Origin of the sequence: Algoriphagus litoralis (genome assembly GCF_003259255.1) — a bacterium.
Classification (GTDB): domain Bacteria; phylum Bacteroidota; class Bacteroidia; order Cytophagales; family Cyclobacteriaceae; genus Algoriphagus; species Algoriphagus litoralis.
Map to the genome: position 1 here is coordinate 1 of NZ_QGOL01000003.1, position 17330 is coordinate 17330.

Genomic DNA, 17330 nt, shown 5'->3' on the forward strand with positions numbered 1-17330 from the left:
GCATCTTTGCGGATAATCATATTTTTTAAAATTCATCCTTCTAAATCCATTTGTCCCAACGAGGTCGTAAATGGAATTAAATTTCAGATTCTGAATTAAACAGGAATTGTCGAGTGCTTGATTTTTCATGTGTTCCATTTTTTCGAAAAAAAAAGTGAAAATGTAGAATTTGGAAAAATCTGCGTACTTTGCGCACGTATTGTGAATAAATAGTGTGAATTGTTGATTTTGACTATTTGAAAATATCTCTACTATGAATTTTTTAACAAAGCTTAAAATCCTTCCAAGATGGATTATTGCTTCATTGGATTCCCTGATTCTTTTTACTTGTGCCCTTTTTGGATATCTGGTAAGGTTCAATTTTGAACTTGAATTAATCGAGCAGAACGATGCTTTTGCAGGTAGTTTTACCTTTATGGTTGGTGGCCTTTTGGTCATGCAGAACACCCGAAGCTACGAAGGAATTGTTCGTCATACAGGACTTCGTGACGGTTCTAATATTTTTAAGACAGTCCTGATCACATTTGTTTTATTCCTTTTCCTGAATTTCTTCCACGGGAATTTTCTGAACGACCGCTTTCTTCTTCCTACATCAGTTCTGATCATTGCCAGTCTCTCTTCGATATTCATGTTGATCTTTTATCGCTTATTGGTAAAAGAACTGTTTGTCTATCTTAAAAATGGATTTGCTGAGAAAGATTTACGCCACGGAGTCATTTTTGGGGCAGGAGAGGCGGGGATTATTGCGCAGGAAGCGATCAAGAATGACAGCAAAAGCCAGATGAATATTGTTGCTTTCTTGGACGATGATCCAAAAAAAGAAGGCAAAAATATTGACGGAAAGCGCATATACCGCGGTCTGGATGATCTTGAAAAACTGGTGAAGCAATATGCCATCACCGAATTGATCATTGCAGTTCGGGATTTATCTGTGCACCGCAAAAATGAAATTATCGACGAATGTCTAAGACTGAATGTTTCTGTCTCCATGGTGCCACCGGTAGATCAGTGGATTAATGGGGGATTGACAGCAGGGGCCATTCGCGAAATCAAAATCGAAGATTTACTGAGCCGAGAGCAGATCATTTTGGATAATCCTAGGATTGAGGAGGATTTGAGAGGCAAAACAGTTTTGGTATCGGGAGCTGCAGGATCAATTGGATCAGAACTTTGCCGTCAGATTTCCTACTATCATCCCAAATTGATTGTCATGCTGGATATAGCAGAATCACCTTTGTATGATGTCGAGCAGGAATTCAAAGAACACCATCCAGGATGTGCGATAAAAATCATCCTAGGAGATGTGCGGAACAAAAAGAAGATGAAAGAAGTCTTCAAGGAGTTCAAACCCCAGGTTGTTTTTCATGCTGCAGCCTATAAGCATGTGCCGATGATGGAGAACTATCCAGAGGAGGCCATTCATGCCAATGTTTTAGGGACTAAGATCCTTGCCGATCTCGCAGTTTTGGCCCAAGTTGAAAAATTCGTTTTTGTCTCAACGGACAAGGCAGTGAATCCTACCAATGTTATGGGGGCAAGCAAACGCGCTGCTGAGATGTATGTGCAGGCCTTGAACGAATACCTTGAATTAAATCACAAGAAATATCATACCCGATTCATCACGACCAGATTTGGAAACGTGTTGGGTTCCAATGGTTCTGTGATCCCACTTTTCAAAAAGCAAATCCTAAATGGTGGACCGATTTCAGTGACTCACCCTGAAATCACCCGGTATTTTATGACCATTCCGGAAGCTTGCCAACTGGTTTTGGAAGCTGGAGTAATGGGCGAAGGCGGAGAGATTTTCGTTTTCGATATGGGCGAACCCATCAAGATTCTTGATCTGGCTAAGAAAATGATTCAACTCTCAGGCAAGAAAGTGGATACGGATATAAAAATTCAATTCACCGGACTCCGGGAGGGAGAAAAGCTTTACGAAGAACTGCTCAATGATTTTGAGACTGTAAAGATCACCCATCATCCAAAGATCAAGATTGCACAGGTACTCCCTTCCTCATACCATAAAATCGACGGGCAGATTGAATTTTTCCACGAGTTAATCGGTAAAAATAATGAAACAGATGTCGTAAGACATTTGAAAGCGCTAGTGCCGGAATACATCTCAAACTCTTCCCGATTCGAAGTTTTAGATCGGATGAATTGAGAAGAATTAGGAATTGATTTTTTGAGAAGGTAGTTTTTCCATTTCCCCATATTTCATCGTCTGTAAAACTATAGCCTGAAAAGGATCTTTAGTTCTATCGTCTTTGAGCAAAATAACCCATCTGGATTCTGGGTTCTTCTTTGTACTTTTGGGGCGATTTAAGGATAAATACCTTACCCAAATGAAAAAGAACTTCGCACTTCAACTCAGCCCTGCTGAGGCCTATGATCCTGAATTTTTTAAACAAATCGTTCTAAAGAAATCCGGAATTTCTGTCCAACAGGAACAAGCTTTTGTCAGACAAACCCGCAGATCAATCGATGCGCGTGGACGCAAGGTCCTCGTCAATGTCGAGGCTGAATTGTTTATCAACGAATCTCCAGGATCGCTTTTGGATCACTTTCCAGAATATGGCCAGGTTCAAAATGCCGAACCAATTGTCATAGTAGGAGCAGGTCCCGCTGGGCTTTTTGCAGCGCTGAGAGCCATCGAGTTGGGCGTAAAGCCTATTGTAATCGAGCGGGGCAAGGACGTCCGGGCAAGAAGACGTGATTTGGCTGCAATTAATAAGGAAGGTGTCGTAAATCCTGACTCGAATTATTGCTTTGGAGAAGGTGGGGCAGGGACCTATTCTGATGGGAAACTTTACACCCGATCCAAAAAGCGGGGAGACATCCGCCGAATCATGGAAATCCTAGTGGCACATGGCGCGACTGAAGAAATCCTGGTTGACGCTCATCCCCACATTGGTACAAATAAACTCCCGGTTTTGGTTGCCAAGCTACGGGAAAGCATTCTGGAATCTGGTGGAGAAATTTACTTTGAAACCCGGGTGGAAGATCTCATTTTGGAAGGAAATGAGATTAAAGGTGTTGTAACCCATCAGGGAGACAAGATCAAAGGTCTGGGTGTAATCCTGGCGACAGGGCATTCAGCCCGTGATATTTTCCAACTTTTGGATACTCGGAAAGTACTTATCGAGGCAAAACCCTTTGCCCTAGGTGTCAGAATAGAGCATAGCCAAAATCTAATCGATCGCATACAGTACCATTGTGAACTTGATCGTGGACCCTACTTGCCTGCTTCATCGTATTCCTTGGTCCAGCAAACAGAATACAAAGGAAAGCAACGGGGAGTTTTTAGCTTTTGCATGTGTCCTGGAGGTTTTATAGTCCCGGCAGCCACAGCTCCCGGGGAGTTAGTGGTCAATGGAATGAGTCCGAGTCGTAGAGATAGCAAGTTTGCCAATTCCGGCATGGTCGTTTCTGTGGAATTGGAAGATCTGCCCCAATATCAGAAATACGGTTCCCTGGCAGCGATGTATTTCCAGGCCGATATTGAAAAAAAGGCATGGGAAGTAGGAGGTAAAACCCAAGTAGCACCTGCCCAGCGCATGGTTGACTTTGTGAACAAAAAGGTAAGTGGATCTCTCTTGGATACGTCCTATCAGCCAGGTTTGGAATCCGCAGAAATGAGGGAAGTGTTGCCAGACTTTATTTCAGCCCGAATGGCCATGGCTTTCAAAGCTTTTGGACAAAAGATGAAGGGGTATTTCACCAATGAAGCCCAACTGATCGGAGTAGAAAGCCGCACTTCCTCACCAGTCAGAATTCCCCGGGATAAGGAAACCTTTGAACATCCCCAAATCAAACGACTCTATCCCTGCGGAGAGGGAGCAGGATATGCAGGCGGGATTGTCTCCGCAGCAATGGATGGGGAGCGCTGTGCCGAAAAATTAATTTCAGCTTATGTGAATTCAGGACCGTACACAGGATAATTTTATTCAATAGGATATTTTCCCCTCCTTCCCAAAAACCAAAACAAACGGTCATCAAAAGACGCTTGGTGAGCTTACCTTCACTGAGCAAGCCTGCACTGCGCGCGTCGACGTGTCGAACCAAGTCGAGATGAAGCTAAAGAAATTTGGCTACTGGCAAGATTACAGATTATCAAATTAATTTTCATGTATATCCGCAATTGCACCAGCACTAAAGTGAAAGCAGAATAAGATTTATGAAGTCGAAATTTTTACAAAATCTCAAATAGCCTTCTTAATTAGCTCCGAAGGAGCCAAACCATTCATGCCTGTCCACCATGGTGGAACCCTGTACGGAGTGCAGGGTAGTCATTGATAATTTCTTTCCTTTGAGCCCTGAAAGGGTGAAACTTCAACGTGTCACCCTTTCAGGGCTCCTTTTCTAATATCTTGACTTTGCCCCCGGCTACACCGGGGGTTCCGCCTCGGCGGACAGGTATGAATTGTTACGATCCTTCGGATCTTAGGCTACCAAACATTGACCTTTATATCTCCTAATTAAATTTGCCTAGTGGCATCTTTGCGGATAATCATATTATTTTTTCTTGCAAAAGGCCCCAGTAAACTCCTTTTGGGGTGCTCTTTTCACCTTTGATTTTCATATTTGCCTAAGTGACTTCAATCCTAATTTTTTTTGATTTAAATTACTGATAGTCAATTCATCTAACTCTTTTTTACTATGTTTTTAAAAACCAAAATCAACCTTGCCCTTGTTTTTGGGGCGCTTCTAGTAGCTTCCTGTACCCAGGAAGAAAAGCCATCGGTCTCCCTAGTGGAGCAGAATGAAACCCAGACTGACCTGATTCCCCAATCTGAAATTGATCAGCTAATCCTGAAGTCCTTACAGGAAACTGGCGATTTCATCTGGATGGATCAATCCGACAGACTCCTCTTCAGTGCTTTGATGCAGGGAGATTCGATCCTGACCATAGGATATAAGCCTGCAGAAATGAGTCAACCCAACTCCAGAATCGGATTGGACGAGCTGAAAAGTCCCGCTTGGCAATCTTCTGCTTCCAAAATTATTGGGATGATCTCTGAAACTCTGGAAAAAAATGGAAGTCCAGCCTACAGAGTCAGAAATCAGGAGATTGAAATCCATGAGGCATTGCCCTATCTGGAGGTGAAAATCACAGATTTTGAAGTCCTGCAAAACCTGCGGAAAATGCCTGAGGTGAGGTATTTCGAACCAGTTGGGTACCAGTTCAATTATGAGCTACTCAATTCGGAGAATCCTTACGCACGAATTACCAGCGATTCTGGTTGCTCCAACGACTCCCAAGGTAATCTCTCCACAAATGATTTTTCTGTAATCACACCCAATGCAAAAGCTTCTTGGAACTATCCACAAATGGGAATTACGCAGGCCTGGAGCCAAAGTACAGGTGCAGGAATCACAGTAGGTGTCATCGACACGGGAATATCTCCCAACCAGCCATTGATGGGCTCTTCTTTTAATTCCGGAGAATCTTCCGGGAGGTCAGTTCTGAAGTTTGGCACGTACAAGACTGGATTTTGGCTTTGGAAATCCTACGATGGACCCAATGATCAATGTGGTCACGGCACAGCTATGGCGGGTGTGGTGGCTGCCCCAAGGAATTCTATTGGAAATGCAGTCGGCGTTGCTTACAATTCCAATTTGATCACTGTCAGAGGAACGAGCGATGTGATTGTCAATACTTCGGACGAGAAAAATGGTGTGGCTGAAGCACTGGTTTTATTGGGAAATCGATCCGATGTCAAAATCATCAGCATGTCCATTGGGGATGTGTTTTCCAATTCCAAAGTAGCAGATGCTGTCCGCTATGCTTACAATCGTGGTAAATTGATTTTTGCGGCAGCGGGCACTTCCACCTCATTTACCAATTGGTTTGGAGTTATTTTTCCTGCTACAATGGCTGAGACAATTGCTGTGACAGGAGTGAAGGAAGGAAGCGGCTACCAGCGTTGCGATACCTGTCATTCGGGTAGCAAGGTGGAATTCACCGTAGTGATGGAGCGGGCAGGCACCAATACCAAACCGCTGACTGTACCCAACTCTGGAAATAATCCTGCAACAGTTGGAGGTTCATCTGTGGCTACAGCTACAGCATCCGGAATTGCAGCTTTAGTTTGGGCAAAAAATCCAGGTTGGACAAGAGATCAGGTTTTGGCTCAGTTGAGAGGTACCTCAGCCCTTTTCCCTACTCGAAATTCCCAATATGGCTATGGTAACCTCAACGCAGCCGCAGCAGTTGGAGTAAACTGATTGTTTTAAAACTGATTTTCAAGCCCATTTCCTCAGAGAAATGGGCTTTTTTTATTTAATTCCAACAAGTCTGAATGGCAGCATGAAAATATTCCGCACCAAATCAAAACTCAACTCCACAGCAAATCCCAACAAGCGAAAGGGCAGCAACAGAAGCCAAACAAATGGATATAAGATCAGGGCCGCAATAGCGATAGGCCAGCAAATAATAAAAAGAATGAGCCAAAGGATAAAGGTCAGCATGCTTGTGTGGTTTGTTTGCAAATAACTCAAATTACATTCCAATCGCAGAAATGGACCTTCAAAGATCCCAGAGGCTCTTTTTAGAATTTGCACTGCTTCGATACCGAACAGTTGTCCGCGGACAGCATAAACACGATTTTGACTCCCTGAAAAATTGAACTACCGAAAATTATAAACCATTCCTAAAAAACTTTTGGTCTAAAGAAATCATTTGGGAATTAAAGGTTATTTTAAAAATTATTTATAGACCCAGAATACTACTTGCTGATTTCCAATGCGAAAAATCCTTTTTATTTGTTTTTTACTCGCCTCTGGATTTAGTTTTTCCCAAACCATCACGGGTACCGTGGTAGACAAAGACTCAGGTTTGCCACTTCCTTTTGCCAACGTTTTTGTTAACAATACTACCATCGGTGCCGCAACTGATTCAGAGGGCAGGTTTAGAATAAGCGGAGAATTCTCATCAAATATAGAGTTGGTAGCCTCCTTTGTAGGCTATATCACGGAAGTCAAGACAGTTTCTGTGAAGGAAAAAGCAGTATTGAAAATTGATTTCCAACTCGCGTTCAACGAATCGAATCTCTCGGAAGTAGAACTCAAAGCCAAGCGGGACAAATCCTGGGAACGAAACCTAAAAATGTTTAAGGAGGTCTTTTTGGCTGTTCCCGACGATCCCTATGGTCGTGACATTGAGATCTTAAATCCCTGGGTCTTGGATTTCGAACGGGTCAAACCGGAAAAGGGATATAATTACATCAAGGCCAGTGCGGACCTTCCTCTGAAGCTGAGCAATAAAGCGCTTGGCTACGAGATTGATTATTACCTGCAGGATTTTCGAATGCTCAGAAATGCTTCCCGCTTTTTTGGTCAGGCTTTTTACAGGGAAATACCTGCTGCTGATTCCCTTTCATCTGAAGTATGGAAGTTGGAAAAGGAGCTAAATTACCGCAATTCGGTCAGGCATTTGGCACTTTCCCTACTCTTGAAAAATTTCGGTTCCCAGGGTTATGAGCTATATCAGGCAAATCCCGGTGTACCCAAAGAGGATCGGACCAATGATTTTTACTATGAGCTAAAGAAATCGATCATTCCCGTCATGCCGGAGACCATCTATACCAAGCCGCTTGGAAATGGAACCTATCGGATTTTTCTTCCGGATCGGATCGAAGTTCATCACCTGACCAAGACTTGGCCCAGTGACTATTACACAAATATCTATCATGCTATTTCCTGGATTTTAGCTCCCTCGGGGTATTTCGATGTGGACCGAAGTGGAATACTTCTCCATCCCACCCAATTGGTGCTCTCCGGGTATATGGGGCGACAGCGGATGGCTCGTGCGCTCCCTTTGGACTTTATGCCAAAGGAAGGCTTTGATGGCTTTATTGAGGATTTTCAGGAGTTTCAAGGAAGATATTTGAAGTTGAACCGCCTTCGGGAAAAGCCTTGGCTATCTACCAACAAGGTTTTTTACTATCCGGGTGAGACCCTGTGGTTTGGAGGAATGATGAATTACCAAAATTCCAGCCAGCAGGATTCGCTCAGCCGGGTGGTCTATGTGGACATACTCAATGACAAATTGAAAACCGTATTCCAAGGTACTTTTCCCATTGAAAGGGGGAGAATTTCCGGTGGAGTGGTGCTCCAAGACTCATTGGAAAAAGGAAATTATCTCCTCCGAGCCTACACCCGTTGGAGCTTGAACTTTGGCGAACGGGATATTTTTGAATTCCCTTTTCCTATTTTGGATACGAATGAATTGGTAGAGGTGAAAAGCAAGGAGGCGGAAGACTTTTACGGAGAATTGGAGATTTTGCCTAAGTATTCTGTTCAGGATTCACTCACGTTTAGACTGCTGGACTTGGAATTAAAATTCCGGGACGAATTCGAAAATCCTGTGGACGCGGAATTTCTCCTTTCAGCATTGGATGCAAAAGCAGCAGCAGATCCCGATTCGAAATATCAGCTCGAAAATGAATTGGATTGGTTGGATGTGAGCCTTCCCGAGACTTTTGACTCCGAACTTGCCCATCCGGTAGAATATGGAATTTCTGTGGAAGGGAAGTACTTTTCTTCTAAAAAGAGGGGAGAATTAGCCCTTCCCATTACTTTGGTGTTAGGCGATTTGGAAGATTTTGGAGTAGTTAACTCCGATTCTTCAGGAAGATTTTGGGCCTCTGGCTTTTATTACAAGGACACCGCTCAGATTGCTATCGCTGCACTGGATGAGAAGTTGAAATCAACAGGCAGTGTCAGCTTGGTAGAATTTACCCGTCCGATTTTTAAAGGATCTTTTCCAAGTACCAAATACACCCTTATTTCCCTTCCGGTGGAGTCAGAATCTTTTGTCGATCGATCCAATGATTACATTTTACTGGAAGAATTTGTCAAAGAAGAAGATCAAGTAAAAGAGACTATGGCTGACCGCAACTATGGATATGGTGAGCCAACACAGGAAGTGGGCCCTGAGGATTTGGAAAAATTAACGATGGCCGAAATCTTTGGAAAATTGCGATTGAAAGGAAAGAAATTTGGTAATTACAATTATGGGGAATCAGTAGGAGCGCCTTTGATCATCGTAGACGGTCAATCGTTTCCCTTCCTGAGTGATATCGAATATTCAGAAATGCTGGATTCCTTCGAACCTTCCCAGCTTAAATCCATAAAAGTATATTCTGATAACATAAGTAAATCCATTTTTGGAATGGCTGGGTACTCTGGGGTCATCATGATCGAAACGAAAAATGGTTTCCGAACCGGTCCCAACTCCGATAAAAAATTCAATTCTGAAGGTTTTCAGATCTTTCCAGTAGTTGGCTTTTCCGATTTTCCCGCGTTCCCGAATAATCCTCCATCAGACAGCTATTTGAAGCGAAAACCAACTCTCTATTGGGAACCACTCGGTACGACTGAGAATGGTACACTCAAAGTGAAAATCAAAGTTCCTTATGGTTTGGAACGTCTTGCCATAAAAGTGGAAGGCAGGACTCCAGACGGGGAGGCCTTTTCCCGAACCCTTCCGATAGACCTCAAGTAAGTTTTCGCTGACATTCTACGACAGTATCTAGGAAAACGCAATTCATTTTCGCCGATTGTATAATTTACTTGAATTGATTCCTTCCTTTTGTGAAATTTCAATTCGATTTCATTCAAACCCAAAACCTAAACCTGTTATGATCAAAACACTCAAACTCATTTTATTTCTGCTATGTATCCCAATTTTGGGATTTTCTGCAGAATCAACTGCTCCCGAACCAGCAGCTTACAAGCTGGTAATTGAAGGCTTTGATTGGGGGCCAGCCGTCAGCAAAGTAATTTTGCCGGTAAGCCAAAATCCCAAAGAACTCAACCCCGCTGACTTTGAGATTTTTGTCAGCCGAAGCTCAAGCTTAGGCGAAATTCCAGCAGCACTAACTTCAGGAAAGCGTTCCATCGTGTATGGTTATCCTTCCGACGAAAATGGAAACCGAATGGAAGAGGGAAAGCACATGACTTTGGTTTTGGCGGTAAGCCCAGTTCAGCCTATCGGTTCGCCGATTCAGTATCTGCGAATGGGCAATCGGGCTTCCAATGTATGGATCGATTATTCTCTGACGGTACTTCACGCCAAATCCGGGCAAATCTGGAATAAAGAATCCGGTCGTATCCGACCCATCGTGGATGAATTTGACCTGACAGGAACTTTCACTCATGACAACACCTCGCTGACCTATGCTGCATTTGCCCCTAAGTCAATCAAAGAAAAAGCGCCCCTGATCATTTGGCTTCATGGAGGAGGAGAGGGAGGAACGGATCCCACTATTGCCATGATGGGGAATAAGGCCTACAACTATGCTTCGCCTGAGATTCAAGTGCTTTTTGATGGAGCTTTTGTGTTGATCCCACAGACTCCAACCTTCTGGATGGACAGTGGTGAAGGGATGACCCGTGGCCAAGTCAATGATATTTACAATGGGGCTGTGTTTGCGTTGATTCAGGATTATGTAGCCAAAAATCCCCAGATTGATCCTACCCGAATCTATGTCGGAGGCTGCTCCAATGGAGGCTATATCTCGCTCAAGTTGATTTTGGAGCACCCGGACTATTTTGCAGCAGGCTATATCAGTGCCTTAGCCTACAACAATGAATTTATCAGCGATGCTCAAATCCAGAAAATAAAGAATGTTCCGATGTGGTTTGTGCATGCCAAAGATGACAATACGACCAAGCCTGATGAAACTGTGGTTCCCCTTTATCACAGACTCAAGCAAGCTGGAGCCAAAAATGTCTTCTTTAGCTACCATGACAATGTCACCGATATTACCGGATTTTATGGGGGCGATGACTTCCGATACAACGGGCATTGGTCTTGGATTTACTCTCATGCCAATGTAGCCCGAACTGACTTCGACGGTTCTCCAGTTTTGCTCAATGGCCGTCCGGTGACCATCATGGAGTGGATGGCTGCTCAGAAAAAGAAAAAGTAGCTGAGCATGTTGTGGTTTGGGGAAACACCCACCACGGCAAAAGTCTGCTTCCTTCTCGAAAAGCCGCAAAAGGCGCCAAGGTTTTTGGCCACTTTTGCGGCTTTTCTTTTTAGCGAGAAATTTCAGTTATGCTGCTTTACCGAAAGCAGCATTTTTTTGTTGATTATCTGCTACATACCAGTGCAAAGTTGAAAGGATAATAAAATTTGTAGCATTTATTCTTCTACCAAATTTCAATCCACCTCCGAAGCGGCTCCGAAGGAGCTAAACCATTCATAACCCTGTACGGAGTGCAGGGCAGTCATTGATAATTTCCTTCCTTTGAGCGCTGAAAGGGTGAAACTTCAACGCATCACCCTTTCAGGGCTCCTTTTCTAATATCTTGACTTTCCCCCCGGCTACACCGGGGGTTCCGCCTCGGCGGACAGGTATGAATTGTTACGATCCTTCGGGTCTTGGGCTACCAAACATTGACCTTCATATCTTCTAATTAAATTTGCCAAGTGGTGTATTTGCGGATAATCATTTTTTATTTTAGAACCTGCCTTCTTTCCAAAAACCTAAAGCTCTTCCGTCTTTCTTCGTAAACTTGTCTAATGATTACATCAGACTTGGTCAACTCCCATTGGGCACCTCAAGCCGAAAAGCAGGGCTGTCTTACTCCCGAAATGCTCGACTTTATTTATCGGGAAAATTCATTCAAACTTTTTGTTCCCAAAGAACTTGATGGACTTGGATTGACTTTGCCAGAGGCTTTGGAAGTGGAAGAAAGGCTTGCAGAACTAGATGCTAGTATGGGCTGGACCGTGACCCTTTGCGCTGGAGCAGCTTGGTTTGTGGGATTTTTGGATGAAAAGCTCAGTCAGGAGATTTTCGCAGATCCCAAAGTTTGCTTGGCAGGAAGTGGATTTGTTGGGGGAAAAGCCAATCGGGTAGGGGATCACTATGAGATTTCCGGCTCTTGGACTTATGCCTCTGGCGCTTTGCACGCCACGTATTTTACGGCGAATTGTGAGCTTTTGGAAGAAGGAAAGCAGGTCTTGGACTTACAGGGAAAACCCTTGGTCAAAGCATTTATACTCCATAAAGAAGAAGTCGAAATCCTCGATGGCTGGAGTTACATGGGCATGATAGCCACCGGAAGTCATGCTTTCAAAGCAGAAAATCTAATGGTTCCTTTGGATCGGGCTTTCGAGATAATTCCTGAAAAAGTCAGCAGAGATGAACCCCTCTACCGCTATCCATTTCTTCAGTTTGCCGAGGCCACCTTGGCAGTGAATATTTTGGGAATTACTCAGCATCTCCAAAATTTGATTTCGGCGACTTTTTGGAAGCGACACGAATTCAGAACCTACGATCCAAAGCAGTTGGACTACTTCCGGAAACTGGCAAGTTCCTGTGAAAACAAGCTGCAGACGGGTAGGGGGCAATTTTATCAAGCAATAGCGAAGTCTTGGGATGAATTGGAAACCAAGGGAAAAATAACTGCCACAACTCTCAAATCCGTCAGTAGATCCAGCCGCAAACTCACAGGCATTTGCCGGGAAATCAATGCCAGAATGCATCCATTTGCGGGATTGGAAGCCGCAAAAACTCACACTGAACTCAATCGCGTATGGAGAGATTTCAATACGGTAAGTCAGCATGCGTTATTGACTTTCCCTTTTTGAGTTTTATCTTAACGCAAGCGATAAAAATTCCATTGAAAAATCCGTTTAAGCTAAGTTGGTTTAATTCATTCGCTTAGCTTTTGGATCCCTTTATCCTTACCAAAGGATCGATTAAGTTTCATTTTTGAATGATAATAGTCATAGTTTTTATCAATCGAAAAACCAATTACATATTGATTCTTTTTGGTAAATTCGTACTCTTGAAATTACATAAACCTTTTATACTATGAGTTCATACAACATGAATGACGGTGACATCAGCAAATGTCCCTTTCACAATGGTCAACTCTCCCAAGCTGCAGGAGCAGGACCTAGGAACCGTGACTGGTGGCCAAACCAGTTGAAGCTGAATATTTTGCGTCAGCACTCCGCGCTTTCCAACCCAATGGAAAAAGACTTTAACTATGCTGAGGAATTCAAAACATTGGACCTTTCGGCTGTTAAAAAAGACATTGCAGATGTACTTCAGACATCTCAAGACTGGTGGCCTGCAGATTATGGTCATTATGGACCTTTCATGATCCGTATGGCTTGGCACAGTGCGGGTACGTACCGTGTTCAGGATGGACGTGGCGGTGGAGGATTTGGTACGCAGCGATTCGCTCCTTTGAATAGCTGGCCTGATAATGCCAACCTAGACAAAGCCCGTTTTCTGCTTTGGCCTATCAAAAAGAAATATGGCAAGAAACTTTCTTGGGCGGATTTGATGATCCTCACAGGTAATGTCGCGCTGGAAACTATGGGTTTTAAAACCTTCGGTTTTGCAGGTGGACGTGCTGATGTATGGGAGCCAGCTGAAGATGTGTACTGGGGTTCTGAAGGTCAGTGGATGGGCGACGACAAGCGCTATACCGGCAATCGTGAATTGGAGCAGCCACTTGGCGCATCACACATGGGACTAATCTATGTGAATCCGGAAGGACCACAAGGTCAACCAGATCCTCAGGGAGCGGCCCATGACATTAGAGAGACTTTTGGCCGAATGGCGATGAATGATTACGAAACTGTGGCTTTGATCGCAGGGGGTCATACGTTCGGTAAAACTCACGGTGCTGCAGATCCTGGAAAATATGTTGGCCCCGAGCCTGAAGGTGCAAGCATCGAAGAGATGGGCATGGGTTGGAAAAACACCTACGGTACAGGTGTAGGTGCAGATACCATCACCTCAGGATTGGAAGGAGCCTGGACTTCTACACCAGCCAAGTGGGGCCATGATTACTTCAAATTCCTCTTTGAGCATGAGTGGGAATTGGTGAAAAGCCCGGCAGGAGCTCATCAGTGGCAGGCCAAAGATGCCGATGCCATCATTCCTGATGCGCACATTCCCGGTAAATTCCACAAACCTTTCATGCTGACTACCGACCTTGCGCTACGTGTAGACCCAGCGTATGAAAAAGTATCCAGACACTTCTACGAAAATCCAGAGGAATTTGCAGATGCTTTCGCAAAAGCTTGGTTTAAACTCACTCACCGTGACATGGGACCAAAAACCCGTTACTTGGGTCCAGAGGTTCCTGCTGAAGATCTGATCTGGCAAGATCCTATTCCTGCAGTAAACCATGAGTTGGTTGATGCAAATGATATTGCAAACCTGAAAGCTAACATCTTGGCTTCAGGTCTGACAGTCTCTGAGTTGGTTTCTACCGCTTGGGCTTCTGCTTCCACTTTTAGAGGATCTGATAAGCGTGGTGGAGCCAACGGAGCAAGAATCCGTCTGACTCCAATGAAAAACTGGGAGGCGAATAATCCAGCTCAGTTGTCCAAAGTATTGGGTACACTCGAAAGTATTCAGGAAGAATTCAACAGCACAGCTGGAGGAAATAAAAAAGTGTCATTGGCGGATTTGATCGTTTTGGCAGGATGTGCAGGTGTGGAGAAAGCAGCTAAAGCAGCTGGTTTTGAAGTAAGTGTACCATTTACTCCAGGTAGAATGGATGCTGCTCAGGAAGATACCGAAGTAGATTCTTTCGCATTCTTGGAGCCAAAAGCGGATGGTTTCAGAAACTACTTCAATGCGAAAAACTTGGCATCTGCAGAAGAAATGCTAGTAGACAAAGCACAACTTCTTAACCTTACGGCTCCTGAGATGACCGTCTTGGTAGGCGGTATGCGTGTGTTGAATGCAAACTTTGACAAATCAAAGCATGGCGTATTTACGCATACTCCTGAAGTGCTCACCAACGATTACTTCCTAAATCTATTGGATATGGGAACGACCTGGAGAGCTACTTCTGATTCTCAAACCGTATTCGTAGGCAGCGATCGCAAGACAGGCGAACCGAAATGGACTGCCACCCGTGTGGACCTGATTTTTGCTTCAAACTCTGAGTTGAGAGCAGTATCGGAAGTTTACGGTTGCGAAGATGGCAGAGAGAAGTTTGTCAAAGACTTCATTGCAGCTTGGCACAAGGTCATGAATCTTGACCGCTTTGATTTAGCCTAACCGTAGAAGTCAATATATTTAAAGAAAGCGATCTGGAAACGGATCGCTTTTTTTATTCTCAGGATTTCCTTCTGGGGATTTGAGATTTTACGCTACCTGATTATCCCCTTCTCTGCCAGTAGATCAAAATTGACTCGACACGTCGACTAGCTCAGTGCAGGCATGCTCATTGACAGGGCTTGGCCACCGGATTTGAGGGTATTAATAAGGAGAAGGAGAAAACAAAAACAAACGGTCATTTAAGGACGGTTGGTGAGCAGGTCATACCAAGTCGAGGTGAAACTTATTGAAATTTGGCCACTGGCAAGATTGCGAAAATCATCTTGCGCTAAATCGCTTTTTGCCGTCACAATTTCAATAGGAGTTTTACTTTGAAATTAACTGCATTGGCCAAGCAGAAACCAAATAATTGCGAAAACTATAATAGTGCTGATACAGCCGCCTCCAAGTTTTTTGGCACCATATCCGGCGATCAAACCTTTGAAAATATTATTCATCTTGAAAGTTGTTTAGTGTTGATTGTTTGGGTTTTATTCTGAAATCTCAGTTAAAATATTTTCTTCGATAACTCAGGTTTCCAATTGGGGCATAGGAGCTTGATATCGTTTGGACACAATGGTATAAAGGAATGGCTACCTAGGCAGCCAGACCGATACGGATCCGGCTTCACAGCGGAATTCGGCCCATCCCGACTCGTCAGTTTGAATTTCCTCCTGGATATGGCCCGTCAGATCATAGTAGGTCGTGTTTGGAGATCCCGTTTCCATATGCTTCGATCCGGAATCGCCCGTGCTGAGAATGACGGCCATGCCTTTTTGATTTCGCTCATTGCTGGCTCGGGTCCATCCAATACAGGTTGGATGATCGAAATAATCGTATTGAGGACCGTAGCAAAAGGTCTTTCTCGCATACAAAAAGCCATTCAACAAATCATGATGCCGATCCATCCAGATTTCATAGTCCTGACCGTCTTTACCTTTGTCGGTGTAATGTGCTCCGTAATAATCCGCCGCAAAAATGCAGGGATAGCCTGATTTCCTCAGAAGGATGAGTGCGTAGGCGAGTGGCTTAAACCAAGCTTCCACTACGGTTTCCATCTTTTGAAGAGGCTGAGTGTCGTGATTACTCACAAATGTCACCGCTAACTCAGGATGATTTTGAACCAAAGTGTTCTCGAAAACTGTGCTTATGTCGAAGCTATCCGCATTTTTACTCGCTCTGGAGAGATTGGAGTGCAGATCAACATCAAATAGCATCATGCCTCCATCTGTTTCGGAGAAAAATTTCTCCACTCCGGTCGTATGTTCTGCCCAATTTTCACCCACGGCAAAGAGATTTTTACCGGCCTTGGCTCTCAGGTGGTTTATCCATTCGGTGATAAACTCAAAATCCAGGTGTTTCAACGCATCAATTCTAAACCCATCGATACCAGTGGTTTCGAGATACCATTCGCCCCAATAGAAAAGCTCATGACGCACATCTGGATTTTGAAAATCAATATTGCAGCCCATGAGGTAGTCCACCTTGCCTACCTCAGGATCCTCTTCACCAAATGACTTGCCTTCAAAAAGAAAAACAGCTTTCATGTCATGATCCAACGTATTCAGATCGGTCGCTGAAAAGTGCCACCAGTGCCACTGCAGCTCTGAATATTTGCCTTTTCTCCCTGGGAAAGAAAAATGTGTCCAAGCTACGATCTCTTGATGCTCGCCGATCTGATTGTTGTGGTCATTCGGATCAAATGGGGTGGCCATCAGCTTTTCCTCATGATCTGCTCCCATTTTATGGTTGAGTACAATGTCAGCATAGACCTGAATTCCATGCGATTGAGCAGTTTTGATCGCTCGGAGGTATTCTTCCTTGGTTCCGTATTTGGTTCGTTTGGAGCCTTTTTGGTCAAACTCACCCAGGTCAAACAAGTCATAAGTGCCGTATCCGGTGTCATTTTCACCATTAGCACCCTTGTAAGCGGGAGGTAACCACAGGCTGCTGATTCCAGCTTCTGCCAGAGACTGAGCCTCCTCCGCCAGCTGATTCCAATGGCTGCCATCATTGGTCGTATACCAATGAAAAAACTGCATCATTACTCCGTTTTGTTCCGACATCTGATGTTCTATAGTTTTGGTTTTATGAGAAAAAGTCATTGCCTTTACCAGCAAATGGAAGCTATTATTCAAGTTTTACAACAGTAGTTTAATGGATCAAACCGGCTTTTGGTCCATTGAAACGAAAAGTGGTCCCAAGTTATTTATGGCTTGAAAAAGCTGTTATCCCTTCCGA

9 protein-coding genes are annotated in these 17330 nt (G+C 44.0%); 7 read left to right on the plus strand and 2 right to left on the minus strand.

Annotation, left to right across the window (positions count from 1 at the left end; translation table 11 throughout):
• Positions 1 to 253: 253 nt before the first annotated feature.
• The 3 genes from DK188_RS03370 to DK188_RS03380 all read left to right on the plus strand — a co-directional run bounded on the left by DK188_RS03370 (position 254) and on the right by DK188_RS03380 (position 6228).
• Complete coding sequence (locus DK188_RS03370) at positions 254 to 2164, plus strand: polysaccharide biosynthesis protein (protein WP_111669399.1); 1911 nt, start codon at positions 254 to 256, stop codon at positions 2162 to 2164.
• A gap of 181 nt (positions 2165 to 2345) precedes the next feature.
• Positions 2346 to 3941, plus strand: coding sequence for an NAD(P)/FAD-dependent oxidoreductase (locus DK188_RS03375; RefSeq protein WP_111669400.1), 1596 nt, complete (start codon positions 2346 to 2348; stop codon positions 3939 to 3941).
• A gap of 718 nt (positions 3942 to 4659) precedes the next feature.
• Positions 4660 to 6228 carry a S8 family peptidase gene (locus DK188_RS03380; RefSeq protein WP_111669401.1) on the plus strand — a complete coding sequence of 523 codons (1569 nt, stop codon included), beginning with the start codon at positions 4660 to 4662 and terminating at the stop codon, positions 6226 to 6228.
• A 51-nt stretch (positions 6229 to 6279) separates the two neighbouring features.
• On the opposite strand, the gene DK188_RS03385 is transcribed toward DK188_RS03380, so the two are convergent.
• Positions 6280 to 6471 carry a hypothetical protein gene (locus DK188_RS03385; RefSeq protein ID WP_111669402.1) on the minus strand — a complete coding sequence of 64 codons (192 nt, stop codon included), beginning with the start codon at positions 6469 to 6471 and terminating at the stop codon, positions 6280 to 6282.
• Positions 6472 to 6745: 274 nt separating this feature from the next.
• On the opposite strand from DK188_RS03385, the gene DK188_RS03390 reads away from it, so the two are divergent.
• The 4 genes from DK188_RS03390 (at position 6746) to katG (ending at position 15050) form a co-directional block, all read left to right on the plus strand.
• Entirely contained in the window at positions 6746 to 9508 is a 2763-nt protein-coding gene (locus tag DK188_RS03390) for a carboxypeptidase-like regulatory domain-containing protein (protein WP_111669403.1), read from the plus strand.
• Between the two features lie 136 nt (positions 9509 to 9644).
• Positions 9645 to 10937 carry a prolyl oligopeptidase family serine peptidase gene (locus DK188_RS03395; protein ID WP_111669808.1) on the plus strand — a complete coding sequence of 431 codons (1293 nt, stop codon included), beginning with the start codon at positions 9645 to 9647 and terminating at the stop codon, positions 10935 to 10937.
• Between the two features lie 596 nt (positions 10938 to 11533).
• On the plus strand, positions 11534 to 12607 hold the full coding sequence (locus DK188_RS03400) for an acyl-CoA dehydrogenase (protein ID WP_232825653.1): 1074 nt from the start codon (positions 11534 to 11536) through the stop codon (positions 12605 to 12607).
• 226 nt (positions 12608 to 12833) lie between these two features.
• Positions 12834 to 15050 (plus strand): catalase/peroxidase HPI, encoded by a 2217-nt coding sequence (gene katG / locus DK188_RS03405; RefSeq protein ID WP_111669404.1) that lies wholly within the window; start codon positions 12834 to 12836, stop codon positions 15048 to 15050.
• A 632-nt stretch (positions 15051 to 15682) separates the two neighbouring features.
• Here katG and DK188_RS03410 read toward each other — a convergent pair.
• Positions 15683 to 17155, minus strand: coding sequence for an alpha-amylase (locus tag DK188_RS03410; RefSeq protein ID WP_111669405.1), 1473 nt, complete (start codon positions 17153 to 17155; stop codon positions 15683 to 15685).
• Positions 17156 to 17330 lie beyond the last annotated feature (175 nt).

Coding starts and splice junctions, on each gene's coding strand:
- DK188_RS03385 (WP_111669402.1), bottom strand. CDS start 6,471: ATGCTGACCTTTATCCTTTGGCTCATTCTTTTTATTATTTGCTGGCCT.
- DK188_RS03375 (WP_111669400.1), top strand. CDS start 2,346: ATGAAAAAGAACTTCGCACTTCAACTCAGCCCTGCTGAGGCCTATGAT.
- katG (WP_111669404.1), top strand. CDS start 12,834: ATGAGTTCATACAACATGAATGACGGTGACATCAGCAAATGTCCCTTT.
- DK188_RS03400 (WP_232825653.1), top strand. CDS start 11,534: ATGATTACATCAGACTTGGTCAACTCCCATTGGGCACCTCAAGCCGAA.
- DK188_RS03395 (WP_111669808.1), top strand. CDS start 9,645: ATGATCAAAACACTCAAACTCATTTTATTTCTGCTATGTATCCCAATT.
- DK188_RS03390 (WP_111669403.1), top strand. CDS start 6,746: ATGCGAAAAATCCTTTTTATTTGTTTTTTACTCGCCTCTGGATTTAGT.
- DK188_RS03410 (WP_111669405.1), bottom strand. CDS start 17,155: ATGTCGGAACAAAACGGAGTAATGATGCAGTTTTTTCATTGGTATACG.
- DK188_RS03370 (WP_111669399.1), top strand. CDS start 254: ATGAATTTTTTAACAAAGCTTAAAATCCTTCCAAGATGGATTATTGCT.
- DK188_RS03380 (WP_111669401.1), top strand. CDS start 4,660: ATGTTTTTAAAAACCAAAATCAACCTTGCCCTTGTTTTTGGGGCGCTT.